Source organism: Bernardetia sp. ABR2-2B (assembly GCF_037126435.1).
GTDB lineage: Bacteria > Bacteroidota > Bacteroidia > Cytophagales > Bernardetiaceae > Bernardetia.
Window position 1 is genome coordinate 3,711,713 of record NZ_CP147020.1, and the last position, 24,970, is coordinate 3,736,682.

At 32.0% G+C, this 24,970-nt stretch carries 24 protein-coding genes; 11 read left to right on the top strand and 13 right to left on the bottom strand.

Annotated features, from left to right (window positions below; translation table 11 throughout):
* Nucleotides 1–37 precede the first annotated feature (37 nt).
* The 7 genes from WAF17_RS15560 to WAF17_RS15590 all read right to left on the bottom strand — a co-directional run bounded on the left by WAF17_RS15560 (nucleotide 38) and on the right by WAF17_RS15590 (nucleotide 5,763).
* Complete coding sequence (locus WAF17_RS15560; RefSeq protein ID WP_338761467.1) at nucleotides 38–2,173, bottom strand: TIGR03032 family protein; 2,136 nt, start codon at nucleotides 2,171–2,173, stop codon at nucleotides 38–40.
* Between the two features lie 234 nt (nucleotides 2,174–2,407).
* Nucleotides 2,408–2,755, bottom strand: coding sequence for a DNA-directed RNA polymerase subunit omega (locus WAF17_RS15565; RefSeq protein ID WP_338761469.1), 348 nt, complete (start codon nucleotides 2,753–2,755; stop codon nucleotides 2,408–2,410).
* 82 nt (nucleotides 2,756–2,837) lie between these two features.
* Complete coding sequence (gene bamD, locus WAF17_RS15570) at nucleotides 2,838–3,734, bottom strand: outer membrane protein assembly factor BamD (protein ID WP_338761472.1); 897 nt, start codon at nucleotides 3,732–3,734, stop codon at nucleotides 2,838–2,840.
* Between the two features lie 75 nt (nucleotides 3,735–3,809).
* A complete protein-coding gene (locus WAF17_RS15575; RefSeq protein WP_338761475.1) occupies nucleotides 3,810–4,178 on the bottom strand; it encodes a hypothetical protein in 369 nt (122 codons plus the stop codon).
* Nucleotides 4,179–4,392: 214 nt separating this feature from the next.
* Nucleotides 4,393–4,857, bottom strand: coding sequence for a hypothetical protein (locus WAF17_RS15580; RefSeq protein WP_338761477.1), 465 nt, complete (start codon nucleotides 4,855–4,857; stop codon nucleotides 4,393–4,395).
* A 143-nt stretch (nucleotides 4,858–5,000) separates the two neighbouring features.
* Nucleotides 5,001–5,282 carry a hypothetical protein gene (locus tag WAF17_RS15585; RefSeq protein ID WP_338761480.1) on the bottom strand — a complete coding sequence of 94 codons (282 nt, stop codon included), beginning with the start codon at nucleotides 5,280–5,282 and terminating at the stop codon, nucleotides 5,001–5,003.
* 31 nt (nucleotides 5,283–5,313) lie between these two features.
* The gene (locus WAF17_RS15590) at nucleotides 5,314–5,763 is read right to left on the bottom strand and encodes a hypothetical protein (protein WP_338761483.1); all 450 of its coding nucleotides are present in this window, start codon (nucleotides 5,761–5,763) and stop codon (nucleotides 5,314–5,316) included.
* Between the two features lie 354 nt (nucleotides 5,764–6,117).
* On the opposite strand from WAF17_RS15590, the gene der reads away from it, so the two are divergent.
* The 4 genes from der (at nucleotide 6,118) to WAF17_RS15610 (ending at nucleotide 10,795) form a co-directional block, all read left to right on the top strand.
* Nucleotides 6,118–7,425: a ribosome biogenesis GTPase Der gene (der, locus tag WAF17_RS15595; RefSeq protein ID WP_338761485.1), complete on the top strand. Its 1,308-nt coding sequence runs from the start codon at nucleotides 6,118–6,120 to the stop codon at nucleotides 7,423–7,425.
* 160 nt (nucleotides 7,426–7,585) lie between these two features.
* Nucleotides 7,586–9,154 (top strand): acyl-CoA carboxylase subunit beta, encoded by a 1,569-nt coding sequence (locus WAF17_RS15600; protein ID WP_338761487.1) that lies wholly within the window; start codon nucleotides 7,586–7,588, stop codon nucleotides 9,152–9,154.
* Between the two features lie 100 nt (nucleotides 9,155–9,254).
* A complete protein-coding gene (locus WAF17_RS15605; RefSeq protein ID WP_338761488.1) occupies nucleotides 9,255–9,824 on the top strand; it encodes a hypothetical protein in 570 nt (189 codons plus the stop codon).
* Nucleotides 9,821–10,795, top strand: coding sequence for a DNA methyltransferase (locus tag WAF17_RS15610; RefSeq protein WP_338761491.1), 975 nt, complete (start codon nucleotides 9,821–9,823; stop codon nucleotides 10,793–10,795). Before WAF17_RS15605 ends, WAF17_RS15610 begins: the two co-directional genes overlap by 4 nt.
* A 97-nt stretch (nucleotides 10,796–10,892) precedes the next feature.
* On the opposite strand, the gene WAF17_RS15615 is transcribed toward WAF17_RS15610, so the two are convergent.
* Complete coding sequence (locus WAF17_RS15615; protein WP_338761494.1) at nucleotides 10,893–11,309, bottom strand: hypothetical protein; 417 nt, start codon at nucleotides 11,307–11,309, stop codon at nucleotides 10,893–10,895.
* A gap of 353 nt (nucleotides 11,310–11,662) precedes the next feature.
* On the opposite strand from WAF17_RS15615, the gene WAF17_RS15620 reads away from it, so the two are divergent.
* The 3 genes from WAF17_RS15620 to WAF17_RS15630 all read left to right on the top strand — a co-directional run bounded on the left by WAF17_RS15620 (nucleotide 11,663) and on the right by WAF17_RS15630 (nucleotide 14,765).
* Nucleotides 11,663–11,980, top strand: a complete 318-nt coding sequence (locus WAF17_RS15620; RefSeq protein WP_338761497.1) for a type II toxin-antitoxin system PemK/MazF family toxin — start codon at nucleotides 11,663–11,665, stop codon at nucleotides 11,978–11,980.
* Nucleotides 11,981–12,023: 43 nt separating this feature from the next.
* Complete coding sequence (locus tag WAF17_RS15625; protein WP_338761500.1) at nucleotides 12,024–12,470, top strand: hypothetical protein; 447 nt, start codon at nucleotides 12,024–12,026, stop codon at nucleotides 12,468–12,470.
* 72 nt (nucleotides 12,471–12,542) lie between these two features.
* Nucleotides 12,543–14,765 (top strand): ComEC/Rec2 family competence protein, encoded by a 2,223-nt coding sequence (locus WAF17_RS15630; RefSeq protein WP_338761502.1) that lies wholly within the window; start codon nucleotides 12,543–12,545, stop codon nucleotides 14,763–14,765.
* 21 nt (nucleotides 14,766–14,786) lie between these two features.
* Here the strand turns inward: WAF17_RS15630 and WAF17_RS15635 are convergent, their stop codons facing one another.
* A complete protein-coding gene (locus tag WAF17_RS15635) occupies nucleotides 14,787–15,548 on the bottom strand; it encodes a polyprenol monophosphomannose synthase (protein WP_338761504.1) in 762 nt (253 codons plus the stop codon).
* A gap of 90 nt (nucleotides 15,549–15,638) precedes the next feature.
* Nucleotides 15,639–15,851, bottom strand: a complete 213-nt coding sequence (locus WAF17_RS15640; protein WP_338761506.1) for a hypothetical protein — start codon at nucleotides 15,849–15,851, stop codon at nucleotides 15,639–15,641.
* 85 nt (nucleotides 15,852–15,936) lie between these two features.
* Here WAF17_RS15640 and WAF17_RS15645 point away from each other — a divergent pair, with 85 nt between their 5' ends.
* Nucleotides 15,937–16,206 (top strand): cytochrome b5 domain-containing protein, encoded by a 270-nt coding sequence (locus tag WAF17_RS15645; protein ID WP_338761508.1) that lies wholly within the window; start codon nucleotides 15,937–15,939, stop codon nucleotides 16,204–16,206.
* Between the two features lie 45 nt (nucleotides 16,207–16,251).
* On the opposite strand, the gene WAF17_RS15650 is transcribed toward WAF17_RS15645, so the two are convergent.
* Nucleotides 16,252–16,494, bottom strand: a complete 243-nt coding sequence (locus tag WAF17_RS15650) for a hypothetical protein (RefSeq protein ID WP_338761510.1) — start codon at nucleotides 16,492–16,494, stop codon at nucleotides 16,252–16,254.
* Between the two features lie 223 nt (nucleotides 16,495–16,717).
* On the opposite strand from WAF17_RS15650, the gene WAF17_RS15655 reads away from it, so the two are divergent.
* Nucleotides 16,718–17,698, top strand: a complete 981-nt coding sequence (locus WAF17_RS15655; protein WP_338761513.1) for an NAD(P)-dependent oxidoreductase — start codon at nucleotides 16,718–16,720, stop codon at nucleotides 17,696–17,698.
* On the opposite strand, the gene WAF17_RS15660 is transcribed toward WAF17_RS15655, so the two are convergent.
* On the bottom strand, nucleotides 17,687–18,775 hold the full coding sequence (locus tag WAF17_RS15660) for an IS4 family transposase (protein WP_338760955.1): 1,089 nt from the start codon (nucleotides 18,773–18,775) through the stop codon (nucleotides 17,687–17,689). The two genes, WAF17_RS15655 and WAF17_RS15660, sit on opposite strands and share 12 nt — an antisense overlap.
* Nucleotides 18,776–18,927: 152 nt before the next feature.
* On the opposite strand from WAF17_RS15660, the gene WAF17_RS15665 reads away from it, so the two are divergent.
* Together WAF17_RS15665 and WAF17_RS15670 are read left to right on the top strand one after the other, a co-directional pair.
* Nucleotides 18,928–20,112, top strand: coding sequence for a hypothetical protein (locus WAF17_RS15665; protein ID WP_338761515.1), 1,185 nt, complete (start codon nucleotides 18,928–18,930; stop codon nucleotides 20,110–20,112).
* Nucleotides 20,113–20,340: 228 nt separating this feature from the next.
* A complete protein-coding gene (locus WAF17_RS15670) occupies nucleotides 20,341–23,520 on the top strand; it encodes a DUF2723 domain-containing protein (protein WP_338761517.1) in 3,180 nt (1,059 codons plus the stop codon).
* A gap of 102 nt (nucleotides 23,521–23,622) precedes the next feature.
* Here the strand turns inward: WAF17_RS15670 and WAF17_RS15675 are convergent, their stop codons facing one another.
* Nucleotides 23,623–24,555, bottom strand: coding sequence for a DUF72 domain-containing protein (locus tag WAF17_RS15675; RefSeq protein ID WP_338761519.1), 933 nt, complete (start codon nucleotides 24,553–24,555; stop codon nucleotides 23,623–23,625).
* Between the last annotated feature and the right edge of the window lie 415 nt (nucleotides 24,556–24,970).

A 24,970-nucleotide genomic window follows, 5' to 3' on the forward strand; every position in this document is an offset into this window, starting at 1 on the left:
TGATAAAGAGACATTTTTTACTATGTTCTTCTTTGTATTAAAGAGCTTTGTAAGCTACTTTTTGTTCTGTAAAAGTAATAAGATAAGGTTTTAAGAAAAGCTCTACAAATCTGAATAATGTAGAATGATCTTGTGGTATTTGCCAAATACCATATTTATACCCTTCTTCTAAAGTAAGATTAATAGCACGTTTGCATAGTTGTAATAATAAACTTCTTTTTTGAAGGCCTAAGTCCTTGAAATCTACAAACGAACCAGTAAATTCTATTGTATCTTTTTTTGTATTGTGTGTAATTATCCACCCTACAATTTCTCCTTCGTGTCGTAAGACTACACTTGTATCTAAACTTACCAAATGAGGAGACTGAAAAGGAGATACAATATTAGGATACCAATCTTGAGAGTTCTTCTTTTCTTGAATAACTTTCTTCTCTTCATTGGTAACATCTTTCCACATTCCTATTTCCATACTAGGAGGAAGGGCAGGAAGGTTTTGAAGCCAAGGGGCATTACTGATAGAATCATTAGATGCTTTACAAAGAGCTAATTTAACGATTGGTTTTTCCCATTTTTGTTTTTGTAATATGGCTTCTATCGTATCTTTTTGTGTCCAATCTGATACATAATCCATTATAATACCTTGTAGCTTTACTTTTCTAATTATTTTTTCAGCCTTCAATAAAAGTTCTTTTCCAATTCCTAAGTTGCGATAAGGAGGAATTACATACCAACTCAATACCCTTCCTATTTTATTAGGCATTGCCTCTACGACAAGACAACCTACCTTATGTTGTCCGTTATGAGCTACTAGCATCATTAATGGCTCGTTTACTTTACGAGTTTTGGCTAATTGCTCTAGTTTAGGAAAGGTAAGATTTCCAAATTGAGTAATTATTTGTTGTAAAGAAACATTGGCACTAGCTTGGTATTTTATAGCTTCTTTAGAGGTAGCTGCTACATCAGGATTTGAATGCTGTGTAGGACGTTTTGGTAAGGGTTTGTTTTTGCTAGGTTCAGCTGTTTTGATACCTGCTCCATAAGATGATGTTTTAGAGCCTTCAATAGAACTCAAAGCTTTAAAATCTACTTGATTGTTTTCTTCTTCAATAGCTATGAAACGAGAAATATCATCTGTTCGAATATCTAAAGCAGCAGGGCGTTTTGTGTTTGGCAGAACTTGTACATCATAGAGTTCTACTATTTCTCCCTCTGACTCTAGACTATGAATGATATTTCCTGTATTAATATCTACTACAAAAACGCCACATTTTGGTTCTGTTTTTCTCTTTTCTAATAACTCCTCTAAAGGAAGTCCTGCAAAAGTGCGTTCATGTCTTGGTTTAGAAAGTCCAATGAGAGCATAGTTTTTATAAAATACTAATCCACGTAAAAAACCGTCTAGCCAAGTAATAGGAATAAACTTACCGTTTTCAACATATCCAAACTCTCCTCTACCTGCATTCAAAACCCATAGTTTATCTTGATAATAACGAGGCGAATGAGGCATAGAAAGACTTTCTGCCAAAACTTCATTTGTTTCCATATCCATCACAACTCCTCCATTGTGCCTGTGTTCTCTCCAACCATCAAGCCTGTCTGTTTGGGCAACCATAGTTACATAACGAGGTTTGCCATCACGCATTGCCATTCCATTAAGATGACAACGGTCTTCGGAAATCATTTTAGTAATAAAAGGAGGCGACCAAATGGGTTTGAAGTTATATTTTTCACTTACCTGTGCAATACAATTATAACGAGTATTGACAAAAACAATATTTCCATCTTTATCTTTAGAAATATCATGAGCATCTAAATCTCCAGTAGTAAAAGCCTGACGGGGAATATATACTTTATCAGCTTCTTTATGGATTTGTCCTTCTGCCAACGCATTTTCGAAACGCCAAAGCAAAAAACGAGAACTTAGATAAAAAGAGTTTTCAGATTCTACATGCAAACCCATTGCTCTTTCGAAAGAACGTTCCGAGACGAAAAGGTGTTTTGTAGTATCTCTTCCTATCAAGAAAAGTTTGTTGGTCTGATAGGTAGAAACAGCTAAACTGATTTCTTCTGTTTTGAGCCACTCCAAAAAATCGGAGCTATAATGAAAAACAGTATTTGATGCTGTTTGATAAGATAAAGTATTTTCTGTTGAACTAGTAGTTGATGTTTGCATTTAGATATAAATACGATAGACTTCGAAATAGATGATAAAAAATAAGCTATTTCTATAAAAAAAATGGATAAACAGTTGATATTCAAATGAATTAAAAGCAATTAATTTAGCTAATCAATGAAGTTAAATAATTCTGAAAATTACGTATTAATCATTGTTTTACGAAATTTTTCCTAAAAAAATACAGTCAAAGTAGTATTTGACTGTATCTTTAATTCAACTAGAATAACGTTTTTAAGAGTTTTTTTTGTCTTCTGTTTGACGATAACGATAAAATAGTTTTCCTTCCATCAGTTCATCTGTTGCTAAAGAAGTTGATTTTGGCATACGCTCATACTGACGAGAAACTTCAATTTGCTCTTTATTTTCAAAGATTTCTTCTAAAGAATCTGTTCCAACATTGAATTCAGAAATTTTTTGGTTTAATTCTTCTTTTGTTTCTGTTGAAATCTGACGAGAACGCCTAGAGATTACAGAAATAGATTCATAAAGATTACCTGTTGCTGCAATGATAGCCTGTACATCACGAGTATGAAGGTTAGCCGTCTGAACACGACGAAGGTTAAGTTTTTTAGCTGACATATTTATATAAATTGATTTGTTTTTATTAAGTATAACTTTTAAAAAAGGAAAAAGCAAATTTAACTTCTGTTATTCTCATAACTTATTCAGATTCTCCAGCAGAGCCTTCCGAAGTAGTTATCTTTTTAGGGTCTTTTTTATCTTTTTCTTTTGTATCGATGACTTCGCCTTTCTCTATGTTTTTAATTGCTTTTTCAATATTTTCATAAATATTTTCAGCATTTTTCACAAATGGACTTTCAGGATAACGGTCTATCAAATAAAAATAATATGTTTTAGAGATTTCATAGCGTTCTTTTTGTTTGCTATAAATACTATTTTTTGCCAAATCATATTCTGATTTGAGACGTAAATAAGCAGCTTCGTCTAGTTGTGGAGCATCTGGAAAATCTTTTTGAAAATTCTCTAGTGCAATTACAGCAGCTTTATAACGACCTAGGTTGTAAAATAACTCTGCATTTTCGAAGGCTTTAAGTTCTAGTTTTCCTCTTAGCTCGTCCAAATGATTACTTGCTCTTTTGGCATAATCAGTTTCTGGATATGTATTTATTACGTCTTGAAAGGCTTGAATTGCTTCTTTTGAACTTTCTTGGTCTAAATGAACTCTAGGAGAATCTTTATACAAGGAAAAAGCATTCATAAAATAAGCTTCTGGAGCATTCGGACTTCTACGATACGTAAAATAAAAGTTTTTGAAATAATAAGCTGCTAAAAGATATTGCTTTTGATAAAAATGACAATAGGCATATTTGAATTGTATGTCTTCTGCTCGTGGGTCGCCTTTTACTATCGGAACTACATCTTCCCAAAGCAAACCTGCACGGTAATAATCTCCTTCTTCATAGTATTTTTGAGCTGCTTTATCACGTACACGCCAGTTTGGGTCTGACATCGCTTTTGTGAATTTACTACAAGAACTAAATAAACCTGTAACTAATAAAGTACAGATTAAAAGGAATACAAATTGTATATTTTTCATTTTGACAAGTTTCGTTTTACTGTTTGGATAATATGCTTCTGAAAATTGGACTAATTCTACACTTAGTTCAAGTATTTATTCAAGATTTAATTCTATCATTGAGTTTGTAATAGTATCTACATCATAAATTTCTTTAGCTGTTTTTTCAATAAACTCAACACAAGAATCGTATTCATTATTTGAATTAATACTCAATTTTAGATTATAATTACCTTCTCCTTTAGGAGCTTCCCAACCCAAATCAAGTATTTTTCTCTGTAAAACTGAATCTAATTTTTTATCAGTAGAAAGGTAATGGTTAGAAACGGCTTCAAGTAGCAAATAACTTGAATAATATTCTCCAGCTATTTGAATATAATAATCCCCAAAATCAAGAATCAAAAAGTTTTGCTTACCTCCTTCTTCTATCAGTCGTTTGAGGGAATTATGGAGTGGGTTGGACATAAAACTAATACTTTTAAGAAATTGATAGTGAGAGAATTATAGAATAATCCGTAATTATATCACAACATATTTTTTTCAAGTGGCAAAGATACGATAATATAATTTGATTTTCAATTTCTGCATTATGTTAGAAATGATTTTAACACTAAGACACTAAGAGAAATACAAGTAACACAAGTTGTCAAATGTAATTAATCTCTTCTTTTCCTAAATTTTAAAAATGAATAATTTGTAAGAAATAGAGCACAGTAAAAGCACTTCCTAAAAGAATAATACCAACTGTAAAACCAATAAAGAAAGTCGAAACAGAAAAAGGAGGTTTGTTTTGAGCTTCTAATTCTTCAATAATTCGCTGCCTTTCAGCTATCTGTTCTTCCAATGCCTCTGCTTGTCTCAATCTTTCAATACTATCTTCTTCTCTATCGCTAATCTCTGTACGCAAAGCTTCGATGGTTTGCTGCGTACTTTCTGTCATTGTTTTGAGCCTAGTGAGATACTCTTCTCCCCAAAGACCATTTCGCCAACGCCTGTAAGCCAATTTTTCTGACTTATCAGCTTTAAAAATGACAACTAAAAGCATAATTAGAATAGCAACAAACAGAACTCCTATAACCCCAACACCTATTGCAAAGTTGGTATCTGCCATTAATCTTTCCCAAAAAAAATTCAAATCCTTCATTTTAATCAGTTACCAGTTATCAGTTACCAGTTATCAGTAAAATTCAATTACATAAACAACAAGTATATACTGAATGAAAAAATATTTTTTATCGAACTATAAAGTAGTTATAACTTAACTTCTTCCTCGTTTTTTATTCTTCATCAAACAAAAAAAGGAAGTAGCCAGACCACTAATACAATTGCAATTCCACCAAAGAAGCCAAGGTATGAAACATACTTTAGACTATCATCCAAACTCTTGAATCCAGTCAGGCTAAGTCCAATAGCTACCAAACCAGAAATAGTAAATGACAAAAGAATAGTAGAATTGTGAAGTGCATCAGTAAATTTTACCATAGTGCTAGCTGCTTGTTTGAGTTGATATAAAAAAATAAACATAGCGATGACCAAACCAGCACTAATATAAGGAGAGTATCTTTTCATTAGAATAATTTTGCTCAATATTTTTATAAAATTACTCAAAGATAGGATTTTCTATCCATTTTATTGCGTTTTGTTCGTCTTCAAAAAATTGTGTTTTTACATTAATCCCCATTTTGGGTAATGACCCAGAGATAATATCAATCGTAACAGCTTCAAATTTATTTTGAGGTTTGATGACTGCTGCTGTCAAATCTTTATTGACTTTTTTATAAAAATTGGGTGAAAAATGAGCTGCAAACCAAGCTCTTCCCATAAGAGGAGTAGAAACAAGATTGCCAAGTGAAAGAATCAATTTATTAAAATGATATTTTTTCCCAGCCATTTCTAAAAGTTTTGTATAGGCTTCTTTGTATTCTTCTATTCTCAAATGATTCTGACTATAAATATAATAATATTCAAATTCTGGAACAGCAAAAACACCGATTGTTTTGCTTCTGTCTTCATATATTTTTTTCTGACTAGCAGTAATAGCTTGTATCATTAAATTATTTTTTTTGTTTGTGTGATTTTTTCTAGTTTTTCAATTTACAAAAAATAATTTATCAAGTTGGATTTAAAAACTCATTTTTAATGAAAATATTTTTTTTGCCAAAAATCAGAAAGCTAACTCTCAAAAAAATAACAATACTCTCAAATCAATTTTAGAAGTCCAAAAGAGTTATGTAATTTTGTAGATTAATAGAAAAAGTAAAAACTAAAAAAACAGGAGCAATTCTTCTTTAAGGAAAAGGAATCTATTAAACTGAAAAACTCTAATTATAAATTGTTTGTATTCAGTGATTTAACATTCGTAATCCGTAATTTTTAATTCGTAATTGCTCTCAATACATAAATTATGTCAAATATTGTAGCTATCGTAGGACGACCAAATGTCGGTAAATCTACTCTTTTTAATCGTTTAGTTGAAGAACGCAAAGCCATTATGCACGATGAGAGTGGTGTTACTAGAGATAGGCATTACGGACAAAGTGAATGGAACGGCAAATTTTTTACAGTCATCGACACAGGTGGTTATGTTGTCGGTTCGGAAGATGTTTTTGAAAAAGCTATTCGTGAGCAAGTAGAAATTGCGATGGAAGAAGCAAGTGTAATCTTATTTATGGTCGATACGCATGTCGGAATTAGCCCTCTTGATGAAGAATTTGTAAAAGTATTAAGACGCTCCAAAAAACCTCTTTATTTAGTAGCTAATAAAGTTGAAAACTTTGAACACAGAACAAGTGCAACCGAGTTTTATAATTTAGGAATAGGCGAACTTTATTGTGTTTCTTCTCAAACAGGAACAGGAACAGGCGATTTGTTAGATGAAGTAGTAAAGAATTTTGAAGAAGTAGGAGATGAAGACCCAAATGCAGGATTGCCAAAGATTGCTATTTTAGGTCGTCCAAATGTTGGTAAATCTTCCTTTTTGAATATCCTTTTAGGACAGGAAAGAACAATTGTTTCGGATATTTCAGGTACAACTAGAGATTCTATCGATACGCATTATAAAGCCTATGGACAAGAATTTATTTTGACAGATACGGCAGGAATGCGAAGAAAAGCCAAAGTAAAAGAAAATATTGAGTTTTATTCGGTAATGCGTTCATTGAAGGCGTTAGATGATTGTGATGTAGCAATTATTATGATTGATGCTATTCAAAAGCTAGAATCACAAGATTTGACATTGATACGCTTGGCAGTAGAAAGGCATAAAGGTGTTGTTTTGATTGCCAATAAATGGGATTTGGTAGAAAAAGATTCCAAAACGGCACATGAATACACACTAGAAATGCAACAAAGACTAGGTTCTGCTTCTTGGGTGCCAATTATCTTTACTTCTATGCTTACCAAACAACGAGTTTTTCAAAGTATAGAAAAGGCTATTGAAGTGTATGAATCAAGAAGCCAAAAAATTTCTACTTCAAAACTCAATAATACTTTATTACCAGATATTAAAAGAACGCCACCACCAGTTCACCGTGGTAAAAATATCAACATTAAGTATATTACACAGCTTCAAGGAAGTGCGCCATTGTTTGCCTTCTTTACAAATTATCCTCAACATGTACACGAATCGTACAAGCGTTTTTTAGAAAATAAAATTCGTGAGCATTTTGGTTTTGAAGGTGTGCCTATCAGAATTATTTTTAAAGAGAAATAGTAAGAATTACGAATTACGAATTACGAATTACGAATTACGAATTTTATTTTTTAATAAATGTATTTTATGTAATTCTGTATTTATCCTGTATTCATCATACAAATCACTCGCTAATCCTACTAAAAAGTTATTTAGAATTTTAAAAACACAAACCAAACCCATGAGCCAACAAAACCCATACAACGGACAAACTCCAAACGAAGTCTTAGACCGAAAAAATGCAGAAGCAATGCTCGGTGGTGGACAAAATCGAATTGATGCACAACACAAACGAGGCAAACTTACAGCTAGAGAGCGTATAGAGTTACTTTTAGATGAAGGTTCTTTCGAAGAAATTGGACGTTTTGTGATGCACCGAACAAAAGATTTTGGTTTAGACAAACAGCATTATTTAGGTGATAGTGTCGTTACAGGATATGGAACAGTGAATGGTCGTTTGATTTATGTTTTCTCTCAAGATTTTACTGTCTTTGGTGGTTCGCTTTCAGAAGCACACGCCGAAAAAGTTTGTAAACTAATGGATTTAGCAATGAAAAATGGTGCGCCTCTTATTGGTCTGAATGATTCGGGAGGAGCTAGGATTCAAGAAGGCGTTGTTTCTTTGGCTGGTTATGCAGATATTTTTTATAGAAACACAAGAGCTTCTGGTGTAATTCCTCAACTTTCTGCCATTATGGGACCTTGTGCTGGTGGTGCAGTTTATTCTCCTGCCATTACAGATTTTATTATGATGGTGGAAAGCACGTCGTATATGTTCGTAACAGGACCCAATGTAGTCAAAACAGTAACCCATGAAGAAGTTACTGCCGAAGAATTAGGAGGTGCAAGTACACACAGCACGAAAAGTGGAGTCGCTCATTTTTCTTGTGCAAATGAAGTGCAGTGTATCGAAGAGCTTAAAAAACTTATCTCTTATATTCCTCAAAATTGCGAAGAAATTGCACCAGTTTATCCTTATGAAGCAAAAGATGATGAGCTTCGTCCAGCCTTAAATGATATTGTTCCAAACGATGCCAACAAGCCGTATGATATGCGTGAAGTCATTGAAGGAACAATAGATGAAGATAGTTTCTTAGAAGTACATAAAAATTATGCTGAAAATATCTTAGTTGGTTTTGGTAGAATTGGTGGACGTAGTATCGGAATTGTAGGAAATCAGCCTTCAAATCTTGCAGGTTGTCTGAATATTGATGCCAGTAAAAAAGCGGCTCGTTTTGTTCGTTTTTGTGATGCCTTCAATATTCCGTTGCTTGTTTTTGTAGATGTCCCAGGATTTTTACCAGGTACTGACCAAGAATGGAATGGCGTTATCAATGATGGTGCAAAACTTCTTTATGCGTTTAGTGAGGCGACTGTTCCACGTATTACAGTCATTACTCGTAAGGCTTACGGAGGTGCGTATGATGTCATGAACTCAAAACACATTGGCGCAGATATGAATTTTGCTTATCCAAATGCAGAAATTGCCGTTATGGGAGCAAAAGGAGCAGCAGAAATTATCTTCAAAAATGAAATAAAAGCTGCTGATAATCCTGCTGAAAAGCTAAAAGAAAAAGAAGACGAGTACAACCGAAAATTTGCTAATCCGTATCGTGCAGCGCATAGAGGTTATATTGATGAAGTGATTTTGCCAGAACAAACACGTCAAAAATTACTTCGTGCCTTCAAAATGCTAGAGAATAAAGTAGATTCTTTGCCGAGGAAAAAGCATGGGAATTTGCCTTTGTAGTTGAGTTAAAATAATCTGTTTTACTTCAAAAAAATTATAATAAGGCAATATGGAGATTTTTAAAAAAGGTGATTATAGACCAATACCTAATTCTTTTAAAATGAAGGGGATTCTCGCATTAGAGGAACTCACTAAATTTCAAAAAGAATTTGATTCGTATGATACAGATACAACAATTAATGAAATTAGAGACTCAATTGTTGGTAACTATTTGGGTTACGATTTACTGAATTTTAATAAGCATGGATTTGATGCAAAAGACTCTAAAACAGGTAATTTTTTAGAAGTAAAACAATGTAGTATTTTCTCAAAAAAATTAGGAGGTACTTGGAATGATACAAATGAAGAAAAAGCATTGGCTTTTAGTAATGATATACTTTTTACAGCTGTAGGAGTTTGGAAAGGAGCAGCAGATTTGCAGTTCATAGTCTATGGACAACATCAAAAGTTAGGAGAGTACCTCCTTGAAAGAGTTAGGTCAGTTGCAAATACTAGCACTCGCTCAACTCAAAGTGTAGAAATAGGAAAAATGATTAAGGAATATGATTTTAAAGTTATTATACCTCCAGATAAAACAAAAGAGTTTGTATATAAAATTTTGGTAAACTATAAAAAGAGTATATCAAGTTATTTGTCGTTAGATGATTTACTAACAATTAGCGAATTATGAAAAAAATGTTTCAACTACACAATAAGAGCTCATATACATTAGAAGATATTGAAGACAATTCTATTGATGCTATAATTACAGACCCTCCTTATGGTATTTCCTACCAAGGTAATTATTGGGATAAAGATTTACCAAGCAGAGAAGTATGGGAAAATGGATTTAAAAAAATGAAGCACGGAGGTTTTGGACTAGTTTTTAGTTCTGTTCGCTTGATGCACAGATTGATGGTAGATTTGGAAGATAGTGGTTTTCTAATAAAAGATGTTTTGTTTTGGTCTTATCTCAATGGAATGCCCAAAAGCAGGAATGTAGGGCTTTCAATAGATAAAGAGTTGGGAGTAGAAAGCGAAAAAATCGGAGAGTACAAATACGTACAAGGCTATAAAAAGGAAGGTGCAGAAAGTTATAAAACAGCGAAAAAACATAAGTTATCTCCAAGTTCAGAGCAAGGAAAAAAATATGATGGTGCTGGTTTAGGTTTAAAGCCTGCTTATGAACCAATTATCTTAATCCAAAAGCCACTAGAAAAAGGGTTAAATGTAGCTCAGAATGTACTCAAGTATGGAACAGGAGCATTAAATTTTGAGGAAACCAGAATTCCTTACGAAAAAAACGAAGGAAAAGTAGGACATAACCCTCACGACAAAGGGAGAGTTTCGTCTAATATTATAAGAACTGATGCTTTCGAAGATGGTTATGACAAGTTTTTTTTAGTACCAAAAGTAAGACAACATAAAGATGACTTTAACTTTCATCCTACCTTGAAGCCAGTAGAGTTGATGCAACACTTAGTAAAACTCATTACGTTTGAGGGGCAGACTGTTTTAGACCCATTTATGGGAAGTGGTTCTACAGGTGTAGCTTGTATGGAATTAAAGAGAGAATTTTTAGGTTATGAGCTTGACGAAAATTATGTAAAAATAGCAGAGAGAAGAATAGAAAAAAGTATAGCAAATCCAAAATTATTCTAAAATAAAAACACCAAAAGCCCTTTTCGTATCAGAAAAAGGCTTTTTTTATACGATTCAAAATATTTTACTCGTAGTTAAGGGTTATTTGTGGTCAGAACTACCAACCTTCATCAGAACCACCTTGCTCGGCAACTACTACTTCTAATGAGCGAACTTTGCCTACCCATTTTGCAGGAAGAGTTTTTATATCGCTAGTGATTTCGAAAGATTCTCCTTCAAAATCATCTGACATATAAATACGAACTACTACGCCTTCGTTTACCTTGATAGAAGAAATAGTTTTTCCAAATTCTTCAGCTAAGGTTTGGTTATCAAAGCTAATAAGTTCTTCTATTTTAAAAGACTCACCTTCAAAGTTAGCTTTAGCAAAGAGTGTAACAGCTACTTCTATTTCAGTAACGGTTTCTGTGGTAGTTTCATTTTCATTATCGTCCCAATCTTGGGCTTTAAGAGAAGAGGAAATAAAAAAAGATGCAAAGAATGCAAAAAACAAAGTGATAAATAGAGTACGCATACGTTTGAGAGTTTATAAAAATTAAGTGAATAAAAACGCACACCTTATTCTTTGAGGAGAAGAACCAAAACCGAAAAATCAAACTGAGTTTTCAAGAAATATAACTAGCAATTTTACTGACAAATTTGAAAAAACAGACTATCAGAGAAAAGTTTTTTTTTGAATGATGAGAAGTGATTACAATTACTTTTTTTGTAAAAAAAATGAGGTAAATAAAGGAAGGTTTTGAGCTTGGTAAACTAAAAATGTCTGTAAAATTAATTGATGAGAGTTTGAAGAAAAAGATGCTATTTTGAATAATAATATTTTTTATGTAGTTATGTTGTAATTATGATTAAATTCAATAATCAAAAATGAAACAATACGATATAGTCATTGTAAATCTAAATCCTACAAAGGGCAGTGAAATAAAGAAAATACGACCTTGTGTAATCATTTCTCCTAATGATATTAATAAGTCTTTAGAAACACTAATCGTTTCTCCGATTACTTCAAAACGAAGAAAGTATCCTACCAGAATTAATTTTAAGCTAAAGGGAAAGAAAAACCCCATTGCTATTGACCAAATTAGGACAATCGATGAAAGTAGAGTTGTAAAAAAAGTAGGAAGACTAAGAAAAAAAACAATCAAAAAGGTTAAGAGAGTTCTGAAAAAAACTTTTGTAGATTGAATAATAATTTTCCAAATACCAAAAAAATACATACATTTAAGATATGAAAAGTCAAATAATTATATCTCTTTTTCTGTTTTTATTTTTTACTTCTTGTTCGTCTCAAGATACCTATTGTAATGAGCGATTTGAATACTGCTTAGATTATCCTGCTGTCTTTGAGCCTTTTGGAAGTTCGAAGAGCAAGGACGGACAGATTTTTTATATCGATGGTGGGAAAATAGAACTTTTGGTTTGGGGAAATGTAAACGGACAAAACAGAACATTAGAGCAAGAAAAACAGTCTATTTCTCAAAACAGAAATGTAGAATATCAAACTATTAACTCTAACTTTTTTGTGATTTCTGGCTTTGAGAATGGAAAAGTATATTATTTGCGTACCGAAAAAACACCTACTGGTTTTCGTTCTTTCGAAATTCGTTATCCAAAGGAAGAAAAAGATAAGTACGATAAATTCGTAGAAAAAATTAACTTTAAAGACAAAAAATAAACCTCGTTGATGGCGAAGCCTTAAAGACGTTTATCATAAAAACAAATCCTAAATCCTAAACAAACAAAATTTATGAACCCACGAGACAAATCTCTTTTTCGTTGGGATTCTTATCCACTTGTGCGTCCTGTTTTGGCGTTGATTATTGGAATTTTGGTAGGGGAATACTCACAGGTTGGTTTGGCACTTTCATTAGGAATTTTGGCTGCTTTTTTTGTAGCTTATTTAGGTCTTCATTTTTTTATAAAAACAAAATACAAAACTCGTTTGTCTTGGCTTCGCTTATTTTCTCTACTTGGTGTTTTTGTAGGAATGGGAATGTCTTTGGTTTCGAATCAAGAGCCAAAAGAACGTCCTTTACACGTAAAAAATATTTCTAAGAATAATCAGAAAACAGTCTTAGCTTATCAAGGAAAAATAATTTCAGAGATTCAAGAGCGTGAAAAATCGTATAAATTTGAATTTGAAATAGAAAAAATCCGTACTGAAAAAACATGGCAACTAGCAGAGGGAAAAGTATTAATTTATCTCAAAAAGAATGAATTTCTAAACGATACAAGTTTTACAAATAGTATTGACAAGGTTTATAATTTCGGTGATGAGCTATTAATAAAAGGATTTCCCATTCTGACAAACCCTCCAGAAAATCCATCTTCTTTTGACTATCAAAAATACTTAAAGTACCATTACATTTGGCATCAAGATTTCAAAAATTCATACGATATTGTTTTAATTAATAATCAAAATAACATTGATACTCAAAGTAACTTAACGTTTCTACAAGAATTTCGTAAAAAAGCAATTGGTTTTCGGACATATTCTGATAGTATTTTGAGAGAAACAATGCCTTCAAAGCAAAGTTATGGAGTCGCAAGTGCGCTTTTTTTGGGAATTAGAGATGGAATTGATAACGAAGTACAAAATGCCTATCGTTCTGCTGGAGCAACGCATGTGTTGGCAGTTTCTGGTTTGCATGTCGGTATTTTGAGTGCTATGATAGCTTTTTTTCTAGGCTTTTTGAAGAAGCATGAAAAATCAAAATATCTTTATTTGTTTCTGATTTTGAGTGTTTTATTTAGTTATTCTTTTCTGACAGGACTTTCTCCTTCTGTGCTACGTGCTTCAATAATGTTTGCGATTATTCAGATTGGATTTACCTTTGGCAAACGTTCGAATATTTATAACAATTTGGCTCTCTCTGCCTTTGTTTTGCTTATTGCTAGTCCGTATATGTTTTTTGAAGTAGGTTTTCAGCTTTCTTATTTAGCTGTTTTAGGAATTGTACTTATTCAACCCAAATTAGCAAAAATTTATAAACCTCCTAACAAATTTATCAACTATTTTTGGGAATTACTGACTGTCTCTTTCGCTGCTCAACTGATTACATTTCCTATTTGTCTTTATTATTTTCATCAATTTCCTACCTACTTTTGGCTTTCAGGTTTTGTCGTAATTCCTGCTGCAATTGTAATTTTATGTGGTGCAATAGCTGTGATTTTTTTTAGCTTTTTGAATATGACAATAAGTTCTTTCTTAGGAATTGCTTTGTCATTTATCATACAATTTGTCAATTACTTAGTTTTTGGAATAGAAAAATTACCTGCATCTGTATTAGCAAATATAAGAATTAGTTTTGCTGAAAGTATGCTGTTATATGCATTTTTGATAGGTTTATTCTGCTTTTTTGTTTTACCAAGAAGGGTTTTCTTTTACTTCACTTTGTTGTGTAGTTTACTTTTTTGTAGTGTAAATGGATATAAGAATATAAATGCAAAAAATCAAAAGCGACTGGTTTTCTATCAAATAAGAAAAGGTTTTGCTCTTAGTTTGCAAGAAGGAAGAAGAAGTGTTACTCTTTTAGACTCGGCTAATTTTTATAATAAAGAAGCTCAAAGTTATTGGCTTACAGGAGATTTACTTTCAAATGGGAAAATTGAAAACAGACTGATTAATTTGGATTCTGTTTATCAACAAAAAACAGAAAGTAAAATAGTACAAATTCGTGATTGGAATGGAGGAAAAATTATTCTTTGGAATAATAAAACTATTTTGTTGTGGAATAAAAAGCTAGAAAGAGAAACCAAGTTTCTTCCAAAATTAGATGATATAGAAATGGTTTGGATAAGTAATAATCCGATTTATACCTTAGCAGAACTCAAGAATATCAAAACAAACTATATCATTTTTGATGATACAAATTACAGTTCAAGGATAAAACTGCTTTCTAATGAAGCTAAAGTCAATAAAATTAAAGTCAAGATACTGAAAAATGGTGCGTTTGAGAAAGAGTATTAAACTTTTCTCTAAACGACGGTTTTAGTCTTCGTTTACGGTTCTATTATATTTCTTAAAAAAACTATTAATTTTCATCTGAATAACTCCAAAAAAGGCTTCTTTAAATATTCCAGAAGACATTTTAGATGTTCCTTTTGTTCGGTCAGTAAAAATAATAGGAACTTCGCCTACCTCAAAACCATATTTCCAAGCCGTAAATTTCATTTCTATTTGAAAAGCATAACCCACAAACTTTATGGTATCCAAGTTTATCGTTTCCAAAACCTCCCTACGATAGCACTTAAAACCTGCTGTTGCATCATGGATAGGCATTCCTGTAACGATTTTCACATAAATACTAGCAAAATAAGACATCAAAACACGGCTCATAGGCCAGTTTACAACATTCACACCTTGCACATAGCGAGAACCAATTGCTACATCATTTCTGATTCCTTCTTCATTTTCTTTAGAACAAGAGTTATAAAGACGAATCAAATCTTTCGGATTATGTGAAAAATCAGCATCCATTTCAAAAATATATTGATACTCATTTTTCAAAGCCCACTTGAAGCCGTGAATATAAGCTGTTCCCAAACCTAACTTCCCTTTCCGTTCTTCGATATGAAGAGAATCAGTAAATTCTTTTTGAAGCTCTTTAACTTTCAAAGCTGTTCCGTCTGGCGAACCATCATCAATGATGAGGGCATGAAACGGAAGTTTTAACGAAAATACGGCACGAATAATTGCTTCGATGTTTTCGATTTCGTTGTAGGTCGGTATAATTACTATGCGTTCTTTCACGTCTCAAAAATACGTACAATTATTTTACTCACAATAGAGAAAAGACAAAAATTGAGAAGATTTAGTATTTTATTGTTGTTTTGACTGTCTTTATTTCTGTGGAATCTCTCTTTCTTTGTATCGTATTACTCCTTTTGGTAAGTCATCTAATAATTTTTCAGCAGTTTTTTCGTCTTTCTTACGCTGTGAAGTTTCTATGTAGTTTTTGAAAATCCGAAATTTACTCCAATCTTGCATCATAAAAAGCAAAATGAGTAGAGAACTAACCAATACGAACTCCCAAATAAAAACGATTGCATTCATTCTGAATAATTGATAATTTTGAATAGACTATAATCTATAAAATTTTTCCTAAGATACATTTGTTAGTTTGCAAAAAGTAAAAAAAATGAATGATAACATACAATCCGATAAAAAAGAACTACCCTTTTATACAAAATCTCAACTTGCTCTTCGAAATGGACAAGACCGTCCAGAAGTTTGGTGTGCTTATAAAAATCTAATCTATGATGTTTCTAGTTCTAGGCTTTGGTTAAAAGGAAAACATTATCAGCATTGGGCAGGTCAAGACCTCACAAAAGAACTTGAAGACGATGCTCCCCATAATGAAAATGTTTTTGATAAATTTGAAGTTGTGGGAATGCTGAAAGAAAATTAAAATATATTTATTAAGCTAGTCTTAGTTTTCAGTATGCGTCAAAACTTATGACAGGAAAATTTTTGCCAATTCTTTATCTATATTATTTAACTTAATCAAAACTTGAGTATCATCAGGTGTATCATTGTTGTATTCTGTTGAACGTATGCCATTCAAAAAAAGACGTGATTCAATTACTTTACGAATCAGTTCGTCTTCTTGAGCATAAGTAGTAATGAGTTTGTCAATCAAATTACGAATATTTCCTTGATTTGGATTATTTGTAGACTGCTTTTGGATAGAATTCATAGTAATTATAGATTTAAAAGGGGATTTTAGGATTAGTTGTAAAATGTAAGCAGACTTCTCAACCAGTCAATTTTTATTTATAACAAGTTTCAATTTAATGATTTTTGATTTATTTAACAAACGATAGCTATTTTGAAAAAGTTACATTTGTACTAATAAATATGAAATCTATCGTTTTTAGACCAAAAAAAGAACCAATATTAAATACAAAATCTAATTTTTTATGAAAAAAATACTAAAAGTGCTTATCATCGATAAATTACACGACTCTTTTGAGTTTCATTTTTCAAATAATAAAATAGAATATACTTATGCTTTTGATTGGAAAGATAGCAAGATTATAAATCAAATACAAAAATTTGATGGATTAATCCTAAGAAGTAGGTTTGCTATTGATGAAAATTTCTTAAAGCATACTGATAAATTACTTTTTGTAGCTCGTGTAGGTTCGGGTACAGATGGCATAGACAAAAAATTGCTCCAGCAAAAAAATATCAAACTACTCACAGCTCCTGAAGGAAATCGAAATGCCGTTACTGAACATACTTTAGGACTTATCTTTTCAATATTGAATAATTTTAAGAAGTCACAAAATGATTTAGATAATTTTGAGTGGAATAGAGAAGCCAATAGAGGGACAGAACTAACAGGAAAAACAGTTGGAATAATAGGTTATGGAAATGTAGGTAGATTACTATCCAAAAAATTATATTATTTAGGCTGTAAAGTTTTGGCTTATGATAAAAGAAATAAAAAGCAAGATGACTTTGCCAAGTTGGTTAGTTTGGAAGAGCTACAAGAAAAAGCTCAAATTGTATCAATTCATATTCCTTTAGATGATGATATTGATGGTAAGGAAGGAGAAACAGGAAATTTTCATTTTGCTAATGAAATATTCTTCAAAAAATTCAAAAATTCTATTTTTTTCTTTAATACCTCAAGAGGAGAAATTGTAGATACGAAGGCACTTTTAAAATATCTGAAAAATGGCAAAATAAAAGGCGCAGGTTTGGATGTCTTAGAAAATGAAAAATTGAGTACATTTACAGATGTACAAAAAGAACAGTTTGAACAACTTGTTGCAATGCAAAATGTAGTCTTGACTCCTCATGTGGCAGGTTGGACATTTGAATCCTATGAAAATCTGAATAAAGTTTTAGGTCAAAAAATAAATGAGTTTGTAGAAGATTACTTACTCCATTGACAAAACTTTAATTTTTTGATCAAATTTAGTTTCACTAGTCATTGGATTATTGAGTATTTTTTTAATTTCTATTAATCCATATCTGAAAAAAGAGTATTCATTATATCCATTTGAACAGACTCTTATTTTTGTTTTTTTATGTTTCCATTCTCCTACTTTGTAACACCAAACAAAGGCAATGGAACACAAAGCAATTAATTTAGCTATTTTATTTGGTTCTGTTAATTTTGTATTTTCTAAGTTAAAACCTTGTGATTTTAGTGCTTTAAACAACGTTTCGATTTCCCAACGTTGTTTATAAATTTCAAAAATATTATCCAATAAAACAGGTGATGCTAAATAAATATATCCTTTTTGTGTTCGACTTACAGATAAATATACCTCTGCTTCATTGACTACAAATGTTCCATCTAGTTGATAGGTTTCTGAAATCGAAAGCCCTCTACACCATGCTACAATAGACTTTGTTTTCCCTTTTCTAGTAGCTTTAAAGTTAGATTTTATACGCATTACAAAATCAAATTTTTTTGTAGCTAAATAGAAAAACCATTTTTTACCTATAAACTCTCTATCTGCTACAAGAGCAGTAATAGATAAATTAGGAAATTGATTTAAGAAATCTTCTATCAAATCAATTCGTTGTTGAGTAGCTGAATTTCCTGTCCTCGAAAGTACAGACCAACAAAGAGGAATAGATACCCCTTTATGAGCTGCTGAGAGAAGCAAAATATTAATATGCTCTTTTCCAACTTTCCAATTCGTTCTATCCAAACACAGTACGATATTTTCCCATTGTTCAATGCCTTCTAAGGAAATAATCAAATTAGTAATTGCTTGAAAATCAAGCTCATAATAATTTAAAAAGCGTTCTATACGACGTAAAGAAGAACTGTATTCTACATTCCTTTCAAACGCAGTTGCAATTTGAATTAAACCTCCTAGACCTACCTTTATAACAGCTATTACAAAAAGACCTATAAATTGAACTCGGGCTAAATGAAACCCTTTTAAATGAGAAGATAAAACACTAACTAATTTTGTAACTTTACCACTAGAAGCATACTTTGCTTTCGCCATAATTGAGAAAATTTTGTGAGAAAAATTTTGTGAGAAACTCAATTATGGCTTTTTTTTATCTAAATTTAAAATCTTTTGTCAGAGGACTGAGAGAAGATTATTCTAAAACTAAATAATTATAAAAATATTTATTCAAACATAAATTTAAAAAAATGAGAGTAGTTATATTTTGTGTTTTTTTTGCTTTAATTACTTCAGATATAATAGCTCAAAAGGTCATATCTGGAAAAAATGAAAAAGTATTCAGTCTAAAACTTAAAGAGTTCATAGCAAAATTTGATGAAGCACACCCTGCTGCCTTAGTTGACAATATTTTGAGTTATGAAAAGTATTTGAAAATAGTAGAAAGACACGTAAAAGACCCTAATGATAAAATCTATAAAAAAGTAAAACGAATCAGTTCAGAAGATTTTGAAGCCTATCAAATTGGAAGTTTGAGTCAAATCAAGATGAAGTTTCTAGAGGAAGGTTTGAAGTTCAATAGAATAAGTAATCTTTATTTAGAAGAAGAAAAGAAATACAAAGATGGTTGGCTAAGAAGAGGAGAAATCCATTTTACTGTTGATGGAAGAAAAATTCGTATTGATATCTCTTATTTAAAACACAAAAGGAAATTTTATTTACTAGGACTAGATAAGGTTAGAGTTCAGTATAAGAAAAGTTATGTTGAGCCAATTACATTTGTTTCAAATTTTTGGGATTCATTGCCACTTCAACTCCCTAATGATAGAGTTTTCTTTTATCCTAAAATGAAATCTTTTGAAACCCCACAAGGAGAAAATAATACTATTATAATAAATGGTAACTCTCCTGAAATTGATTCTATACTTCATCGAAGTAAAAACGTAGGAAGTTCTGCTACTTATGAAATGATTGATTTGAAAAAAGATACTACGGTTGCATATAAATTATATATGCTCCATAAAGAAGATACTTTGTATGCTGCTTCTCTTCAATATCTATTAAATAGTTATTCAATAGAAAATAATATGACTTGGATTCCTACAAAATTGATTTATCAAGAATTAGCTAATGATAGTGTACATTATCAAGTCTCTTCGATACCAAGATGTCAAATGAGAGGTAGCGACTTATTCTTTGATTTTTATATTACAATTCGTTTTGGACGATACTCAAGAGCAATAAATGTTCATAATGGAGCAACAACATATAGTATGTTGGAAATTAATTTTTCGACTTATTTGGAAAAATTGAAAATAGAAATTAAGAAGGAGGAAACTGATGATTTTTCAAAGAAGATTCTAAAAACTATCTTTCAAGTCGAAGAGGAAGTGATTTTTCAAGTTATTAATTCTAAAGGAGAAGTAGTAGAGTAAAAAACAACCCTTTTATTTTTTCTACAAGTAATAAACAACTTGAAATAAAACACTCATTTTTTCTAAATTACTATAATTTAATTCAAAATAAGTAAAAGAATATACAGTAGTTGCCAAACTTTTACTAATTTCGTGTCTTGAAAAGAAATTTCTATAAAAAAAATATTGTTCTGTCAGAATTGGTATTTAACTGATTGCTGGTAACTGCTCACTGATAATTGTAAAACTATGGGTTTTAATCGTCTTAATACTATTGTAGGTTGGCTAATCTTTCTGATTGCTACTACTGTTTATGTACTTACACTTGAAAACACAGCTAGTTTTTGGGATTGTGGAGAGTTTATTGCTGTTTCCTATAAGTTAATGGCACCTCACCCTCCTGGTGCGCCTTTCTTTCTGCTTGTAGGGCGTATTTTTTCTCTTCTTGCTTTTGGAGATGTTTTGGAAGTGGCATATTGGATAAATATGCTCTCTGCGCTGTGTAGTAGTTTTTCTATTTTGTTTTTGTTTTGGACAATAACGATGCTTGCACGCCGTATTGTGCGCCCAACTTTACAAAAGGTAATGGATTCGAATAACGAAATAGACCTTAAAAAAGGCTTAGAAGCACAAGAAAATGATTATACACTTGCTGAAAAAATAATGATTTTGGGAAGTGGTGCTATTGGTGCATTAGCTTATACATTTTCAGATTCGTTTTGGTTTTCGGCAGCAGAAGCTGAGGTTTATGGAATGTCTTCATTTTTCACAGCCATTGTAGTATGGGCAATTTTTAAATGGGAACGCATAGACGATGAGCGAGACTCTAATCGTTGGCTTATTTTTATTGCTTATTTAGTAGGTCTTTCTATTGGTGTCCACCTTCTCAACTTACTTGCTCTTCCAGCTTTAGCATATGTTTATTATTTCAAAAAATACAAAACTGAAAGTACATTAGGTTGGATAATGACCTTTTTGGCAGGAACAGGAATTGTTGTTTTGATTACCTATGGCGTTATTCCAGGGCTACCTTCTATTGCAGCCAAATTTGAAATTCTTTTCATAAACTCATTTGGTCTTCCATTTGGCTCAGGAGCATTGATTTTTTCTATTGCTTTTATTGCTGCACTTATTTGGGGAATTTTTTATTCTATCAAAAAACAAAATGTACCTTTAAATACAGCACTTCTCTCATTTGCTTTTATAATGATAGGTTATAGCACGTATTCACTTATCTTGATTCGCTCAAATGCAAATCCTCCAATTGATGAGAACAATCCAGAAGATGTAATGACTTTTGTATCTTATTTAAAACGTGAACAATACGGCGACCGTCCACTTGTTTATGGAAGAACATTTGCCTCCGAACGCACAGGGCAAGAAATGGGAGCAGATATTTATCGTAAAGGAAAGGAAAAATACGAAGCCTTTGACCAAAAATTTACAGTTACTTATGATAATGCAGGGAATATGCTTTTGCCTCGTATTTACAGCCAAAGTGGAAACCATCCAGAACTCTATAAGCAATGGCTAAAATTAAAAGATGGAGAAAGACCAAACTTTGCTGATAACATCAATTTCTTGTTTAGTTATCAATTTGGGCATATGTATTTTAGGTATTTTATGTGGAATTTTGCAGGAAGACAAAGCGATGATAAAGAAGCAGGTTGGCTTCATCCTTTTGAAGATTTAGGCAAAGAACTACCTGTAGATTTGGCAACTAATAAGGCAAGAGATAATTTTTATATGTTACCTCTTATTTTAGGAATTTTAGGGTTTATTTTTCAAGCAAGTAGAGACCAAAAAGGTTGGTGGATTACATTTCTGATTTTCTTTATTATGGGAGTTGGTCTTGTTCTTTACCTCAACTCTCCTCCAGTCGAACCTCGTGAACGTGATTATGTATATGTAGGTTCATTTTATGCTTTTTCCATTTGGATAGGTTTGGGAATGCTTGGGATAGCTAATTTTCTCAAAAATCATATTTCTGGAATGGCAGCTTCTAGTGCTGCATTAGCTATTGCTCTTGTTGTTCCTGTTATTATGGGAGCAAAAGGATGGGATAATCACAATCGTACTGGACGTTATTTGTCTGTCGATCAAGCTAGAAATACACTAGCAGCGTGTGAGCCAAATGCTATCTTATTTACTGGTGGAGATAATGATACTTTCCCACTTTGGTATGTTCAAGATGTTGAAGGTTTCCGTACTGATGTTAGGGTAGCTGTTTTGAGTTATTTTGCAACAGATTGGTACGCAGACCAAATGACAAGTAAGGTAAACGATTCGCCTCCAATTCCTATTTCATTAGAAAGAGAAGATTATATCCAAGGAAAGAATGATTACTTGATGTATATCGGAAATAGAGACGGCTCAGAAGATAAAAATATCAATGCGCCTGTTAATCTTGAGACGTATATTGAGCTTCTTAAAAAAGAAGACCCTCGTGTAATGGTTCAGTTGCAAGATGGAAGCAGTACAGGAAAGCTTCTTTCTAAGAAATTTGCATTAGCAATTGATAAGCAAAAAGTTTTATCAAAAGGATTTATTCCTAAAGGAAAAGAAAATCGTATTACTGACGTAATGGAGTTTGATATTAAAGGAAATAATATTTATAAAAATGATCTTTTATTATTGGATTTGATAGCGACGAACCAATGGGAACGACCTCTATATTTCAACCAAACTTCTGCAAATACAATTAACTTTAATTTGAGAGAATATCTTCAAATGGATGGAATGGTTTATCGCTTGATGCCTATTGAAGCTCAAAATAATGGCGATTTGGGTGAAGTCAATTTTGAAGAAATGAAAAAGGCTGTTGATGCCTTCCAATTTAGAGGAATGCAAACAGAAGGCTATTACGATGACGAATACAAGAAATTTGGAGCGCAGTTCCGTCAAGTGTATTTCCGTTTGGCACAAGAGTATTTCGAACGTGGCGACAAAGAAATGGCTATCAAAACACTAGATGAAGCCTTCAAGCAACTGCCAGTTATGAATGTTCCATATAGTTATTACGAACCTTATTTTGTACAGCTTTATCATATGGCAGAGGCAGATGACAAAGCATTAGCATTAGCAGAAGATATTTCTAGTCGTGCGATGGGGAATCTGAATTTTGTTTATGAACATAATCTAAACCAATTCAATTATAGTGATATAATTCAGCGTAGTAGTATTCAAATGCGTGTTTTGATGTCAGTTTATAGACAACTTGATGCCATGACAACGCAAGAAATTCAGCGTTTGGAAGCCAAAAAGTCAATTATGCAAGATGAACAAAAAGTAATTGTTGATGATGATGGAAATCAAATTCAAGTAGAGTTTTCTGATAGCGACCAAACTCGTTTGGAAAGCCTGAAAAAACGTCGCCAACTATTTACAGATGCAATTCAAAAGTATAGCGCAGCAGGTGGAATGCAGTAAGGTTTTGTAAGTCGTCGGTGAGGACACCGACAACGGCAAGTTTATAAAAAAACAAATCCATTCTTTATTTTTATAGAGAATGGATTTTTTGGTTCATAACTTTTAAAATAGCGAAGGCATATCATTCTTAGGTTCTTCTTTAATTTCCTTTGGTGGATTTATATTTGTATATCCTTTTTCTTTCAATTTGTCTATAAGAAAAACAGCCATTTCTGCCGTTTTGATATTATCTGGTTGGTGCAGCCAAAAGTCAAATTCTTTTAGTCCACTTTTAATCCATTTATCCACTTTTTCTATCCAGTCTTCCATTCGCTCATAATCGGTTCTATCTAAAGCATTTCCCACAAGGCGCAAAACCATTGTATCAGAAGTCAGTCGCATGTGCATTACATCACGCCTTCCAGCAACATCTGTCATAAGAGCAATAAAACCATAACGACGCATAATAGCAAAAACTTCTCTTACGGCTTCTCTTGTTTCATCATTGGGATAACTGAACCAATCTTTATGACGAAACTCTATGGCAAGGCGAGTTTCAGCAGGGAAATTTTCCAAATAATTAATTAAAATCTGTGCTTTCTGTGGCGAAAAATGGGGTGGAAGCTGCAAAAAACAAACACCTAATCTATCTCCAAAAAGAGCTACTCTATCGCAAAAAACAGCCGTCAGTTCTTCACACTCCACAAGTTGCTTATGATGACTAATTCCTTTATAAATTTTTGGACAAAATAAAAATCCTTTAGGAGTCATTTCTTTCCATTTCAAAACTCGTTCTACTGGTGGAATTTGATAATGCGTTACATTCAGCTCAATAGAATCAAATTGACGTGAATAATGATATAAAAAATCAGAAGGTTTTGCTTTTTGTGGATACCAAATCCCTTTCCATTCTGGTGTTCCCCAAACTGGGGCTGCTACACGAATTATAGGTTTTGGTGTAGGTTCTAATTTCGATAAAAATGCTTCTGTTTCTAGGTGGTCATCGGGTAGCGTAAAATCTACATTTTTTATATCTTGTAATTTACCAAACTCCATAATTGAATGCTTTATTCTGATATGATATTTACTTGTGTTTTATCAAAGTTTTTTGTATTTGCAAGTTCCCTATGTTCTTTCAGGCTTTAACCTTCTACATCGTTTATTGTTTCTTTGATTTTACGTCCTTTTTTTCAGTATATTTATATTGCCCCCAGTTACTTGCACATAAAATTACAGCTATTATTTATAATAAATAGTAGCACTAACTCAAAATAATATTCCGTATTAAACAATTTAGGGGAAATTTATAAGATGAAATAATTAAAGTTTAAAAAACTAAAATATTTCATGTTTTCTGTTCAATAATTACGCATTTCTTAAAAAAAAATAATACATTTATACTATCACTACAAAAAAACTGCTATATTTAAGGTGGTTTTCATACAATTATAAATACTTTATATATATGAAT

What these genes read in the sequence shown, in the direction of transcription:
- WAF17_RS15560 (WP_338761467.1), bottom strand. Translation starts at nt 2,173, where the DNA reads ATGCAAACATCAACTACTAGTTCAACAGAAAATACTTTATCTTATCAA.
- WAF17_RS15565 (WP_338761469.1), bottom strand. Translation starts at nt 2,755, where the DNA reads ATGTCAGCTAAAAAACTTAACCTTCGTCGTGTTCAGACGGCTAACCTT.
- bamD (WP_338761472.1), bottom strand. Translation starts at nt 3,734, where the DNA reads ATGAAAAATATACAATTTGTATTCCTTTTAATCTGTACTTTATTAGTT.
- WAF17_RS15575 (WP_338761475.1), bottom strand. Translation starts at nt 4,178, where the DNA reads ATGTCCAACCCACTCCATAATTCCCTCAAACGACTGATAGAAGAAGGA.
- WAF17_RS15580 (WP_338761477.1), bottom strand. Translation starts at nt 4,857, where the DNA reads ATGAAGGATTTGAATTTTTTTTGGGAAAGATTAATGGCAGATACCAAC.
- WAF17_RS15585 (WP_338761480.1), bottom strand. Translation starts at nt 5,282, where the DNA reads ATGAAAAGATACTCTCCTTATATTAGTGCTGGTTTGGTCATCGCTATG.
- WAF17_RS15590 (WP_338761483.1), bottom strand. Translation starts at nt 5,763, where the DNA reads ATGATACAAGCTATTACTGCTAGTCAGAAAAAAATATATGAAGACAGA.
- der (WP_338761485.1), top strand. Translation starts at nt 6,118, where the DNA reads ATGTCAAATATTGTAGCTATCGTAGGACGACCAAATGTCGGTAAATCT.
- WAF17_RS15600 (WP_338761487.1), top strand. Translation starts at nt 7,586, where the DNA reads ATGAGCCAACAAAACCCATACAACGGACAAACTCCAAACGAAGTCTTA.
- WAF17_RS15605 (WP_338761488.1), top strand. Translation starts at nt 9,255, where the DNA reads ATGAAGGGGATTCTCGCATTAGAGGAACTCACTAAATTTCAAAAAGAA.
- WAF17_RS15610 (WP_338761491.1), top strand. Translation starts at nt 9,821, where the DNA reads ATGAAAAAAATGTTTCAACTACACAATAAGAGCTCATATACATTAGAA.
- WAF17_RS15615 (WP_338761494.1), bottom strand. Translation starts at nt 11,309, where the DNA reads ATGCGTACTCTATTTATCACTTTGTTTTTTGCATTCTTTGCATCTTTT.
- WAF17_RS15620 (WP_338761497.1), top strand. Translation starts at nt 11,663, where the DNA reads ATGAAACAATACGATATAGTCATTGTAAATCTAAATCCTACAAAGGGC.
- WAF17_RS15625 (WP_338761500.1), top strand. Translation starts at nt 12,024, where the DNA reads ATGAAAAGTCAAATAATTATATCTCTTTTTCTGTTTTTATTTTTTACT.
- WAF17_RS15630 (WP_338761502.1), top strand. Translation starts at nt 12,543, where the DNA reads ATGAACCCACGAGACAAATCTCTTTTTCGTTGGGATTCTTATCCACTT.
- WAF17_RS15640 (WP_338761506.1), bottom strand. Translation starts at nt 15,851, where the DNA reads ATGAATGCAATCGTTTTTATTTGGGAGTTCGTATTGGTTAGTTCTCTA.
- WAF17_RS15645 (WP_338761508.1), top strand. Translation starts at nt 15,937, where the DNA reads ATGAATGATAACATACAATCCGATAAAAAAGAACTACCCTTTTATACA.
- WAF17_RS15650 (WP_338761510.1), bottom strand. Translation starts at nt 16,494, where the DNA reads ATGAATTCTATCCAAAAGCAGTCTACAAATAATCCAAATCAAGGAAAT.
- WAF17_RS15655 (WP_338761513.1), top strand. Translation starts at nt 16,718, where the DNA reads ATGAAAAAAATACTAAAAGTGCTTATCATCGATAAATTACACGACTCT.
- WAF17_RS15660 (WP_338760955.1), bottom strand. Translation starts at nt 18,775, where the DNA reads ATGGCGAAAGCAAAGTATGCTTCTAGTGGTAAAGTTACAAAATTAGTT.
- WAF17_RS15665 (WP_338761515.1), top strand. Translation starts at nt 18,928, where the DNA reads ATGAGAGTAGTTATATTTTGTGTTTTTTTTGCTTTAATTACTTCAGAT.
- WAF17_RS15670 (WP_338761517.1), top strand. Translation starts at nt 20,341, where the DNA reads ATGGGTTTTAATCGTCTTAATACTATTGTAGGTTGGCTAATCTTTCTG.
- WAF17_RS15675 (WP_338761519.1), bottom strand. Translation starts at nt 24,555, where the DNA reads ATGGAGTTTGGTAAATTACAAGATATAAAAAATGTAGATTTTACGCTA.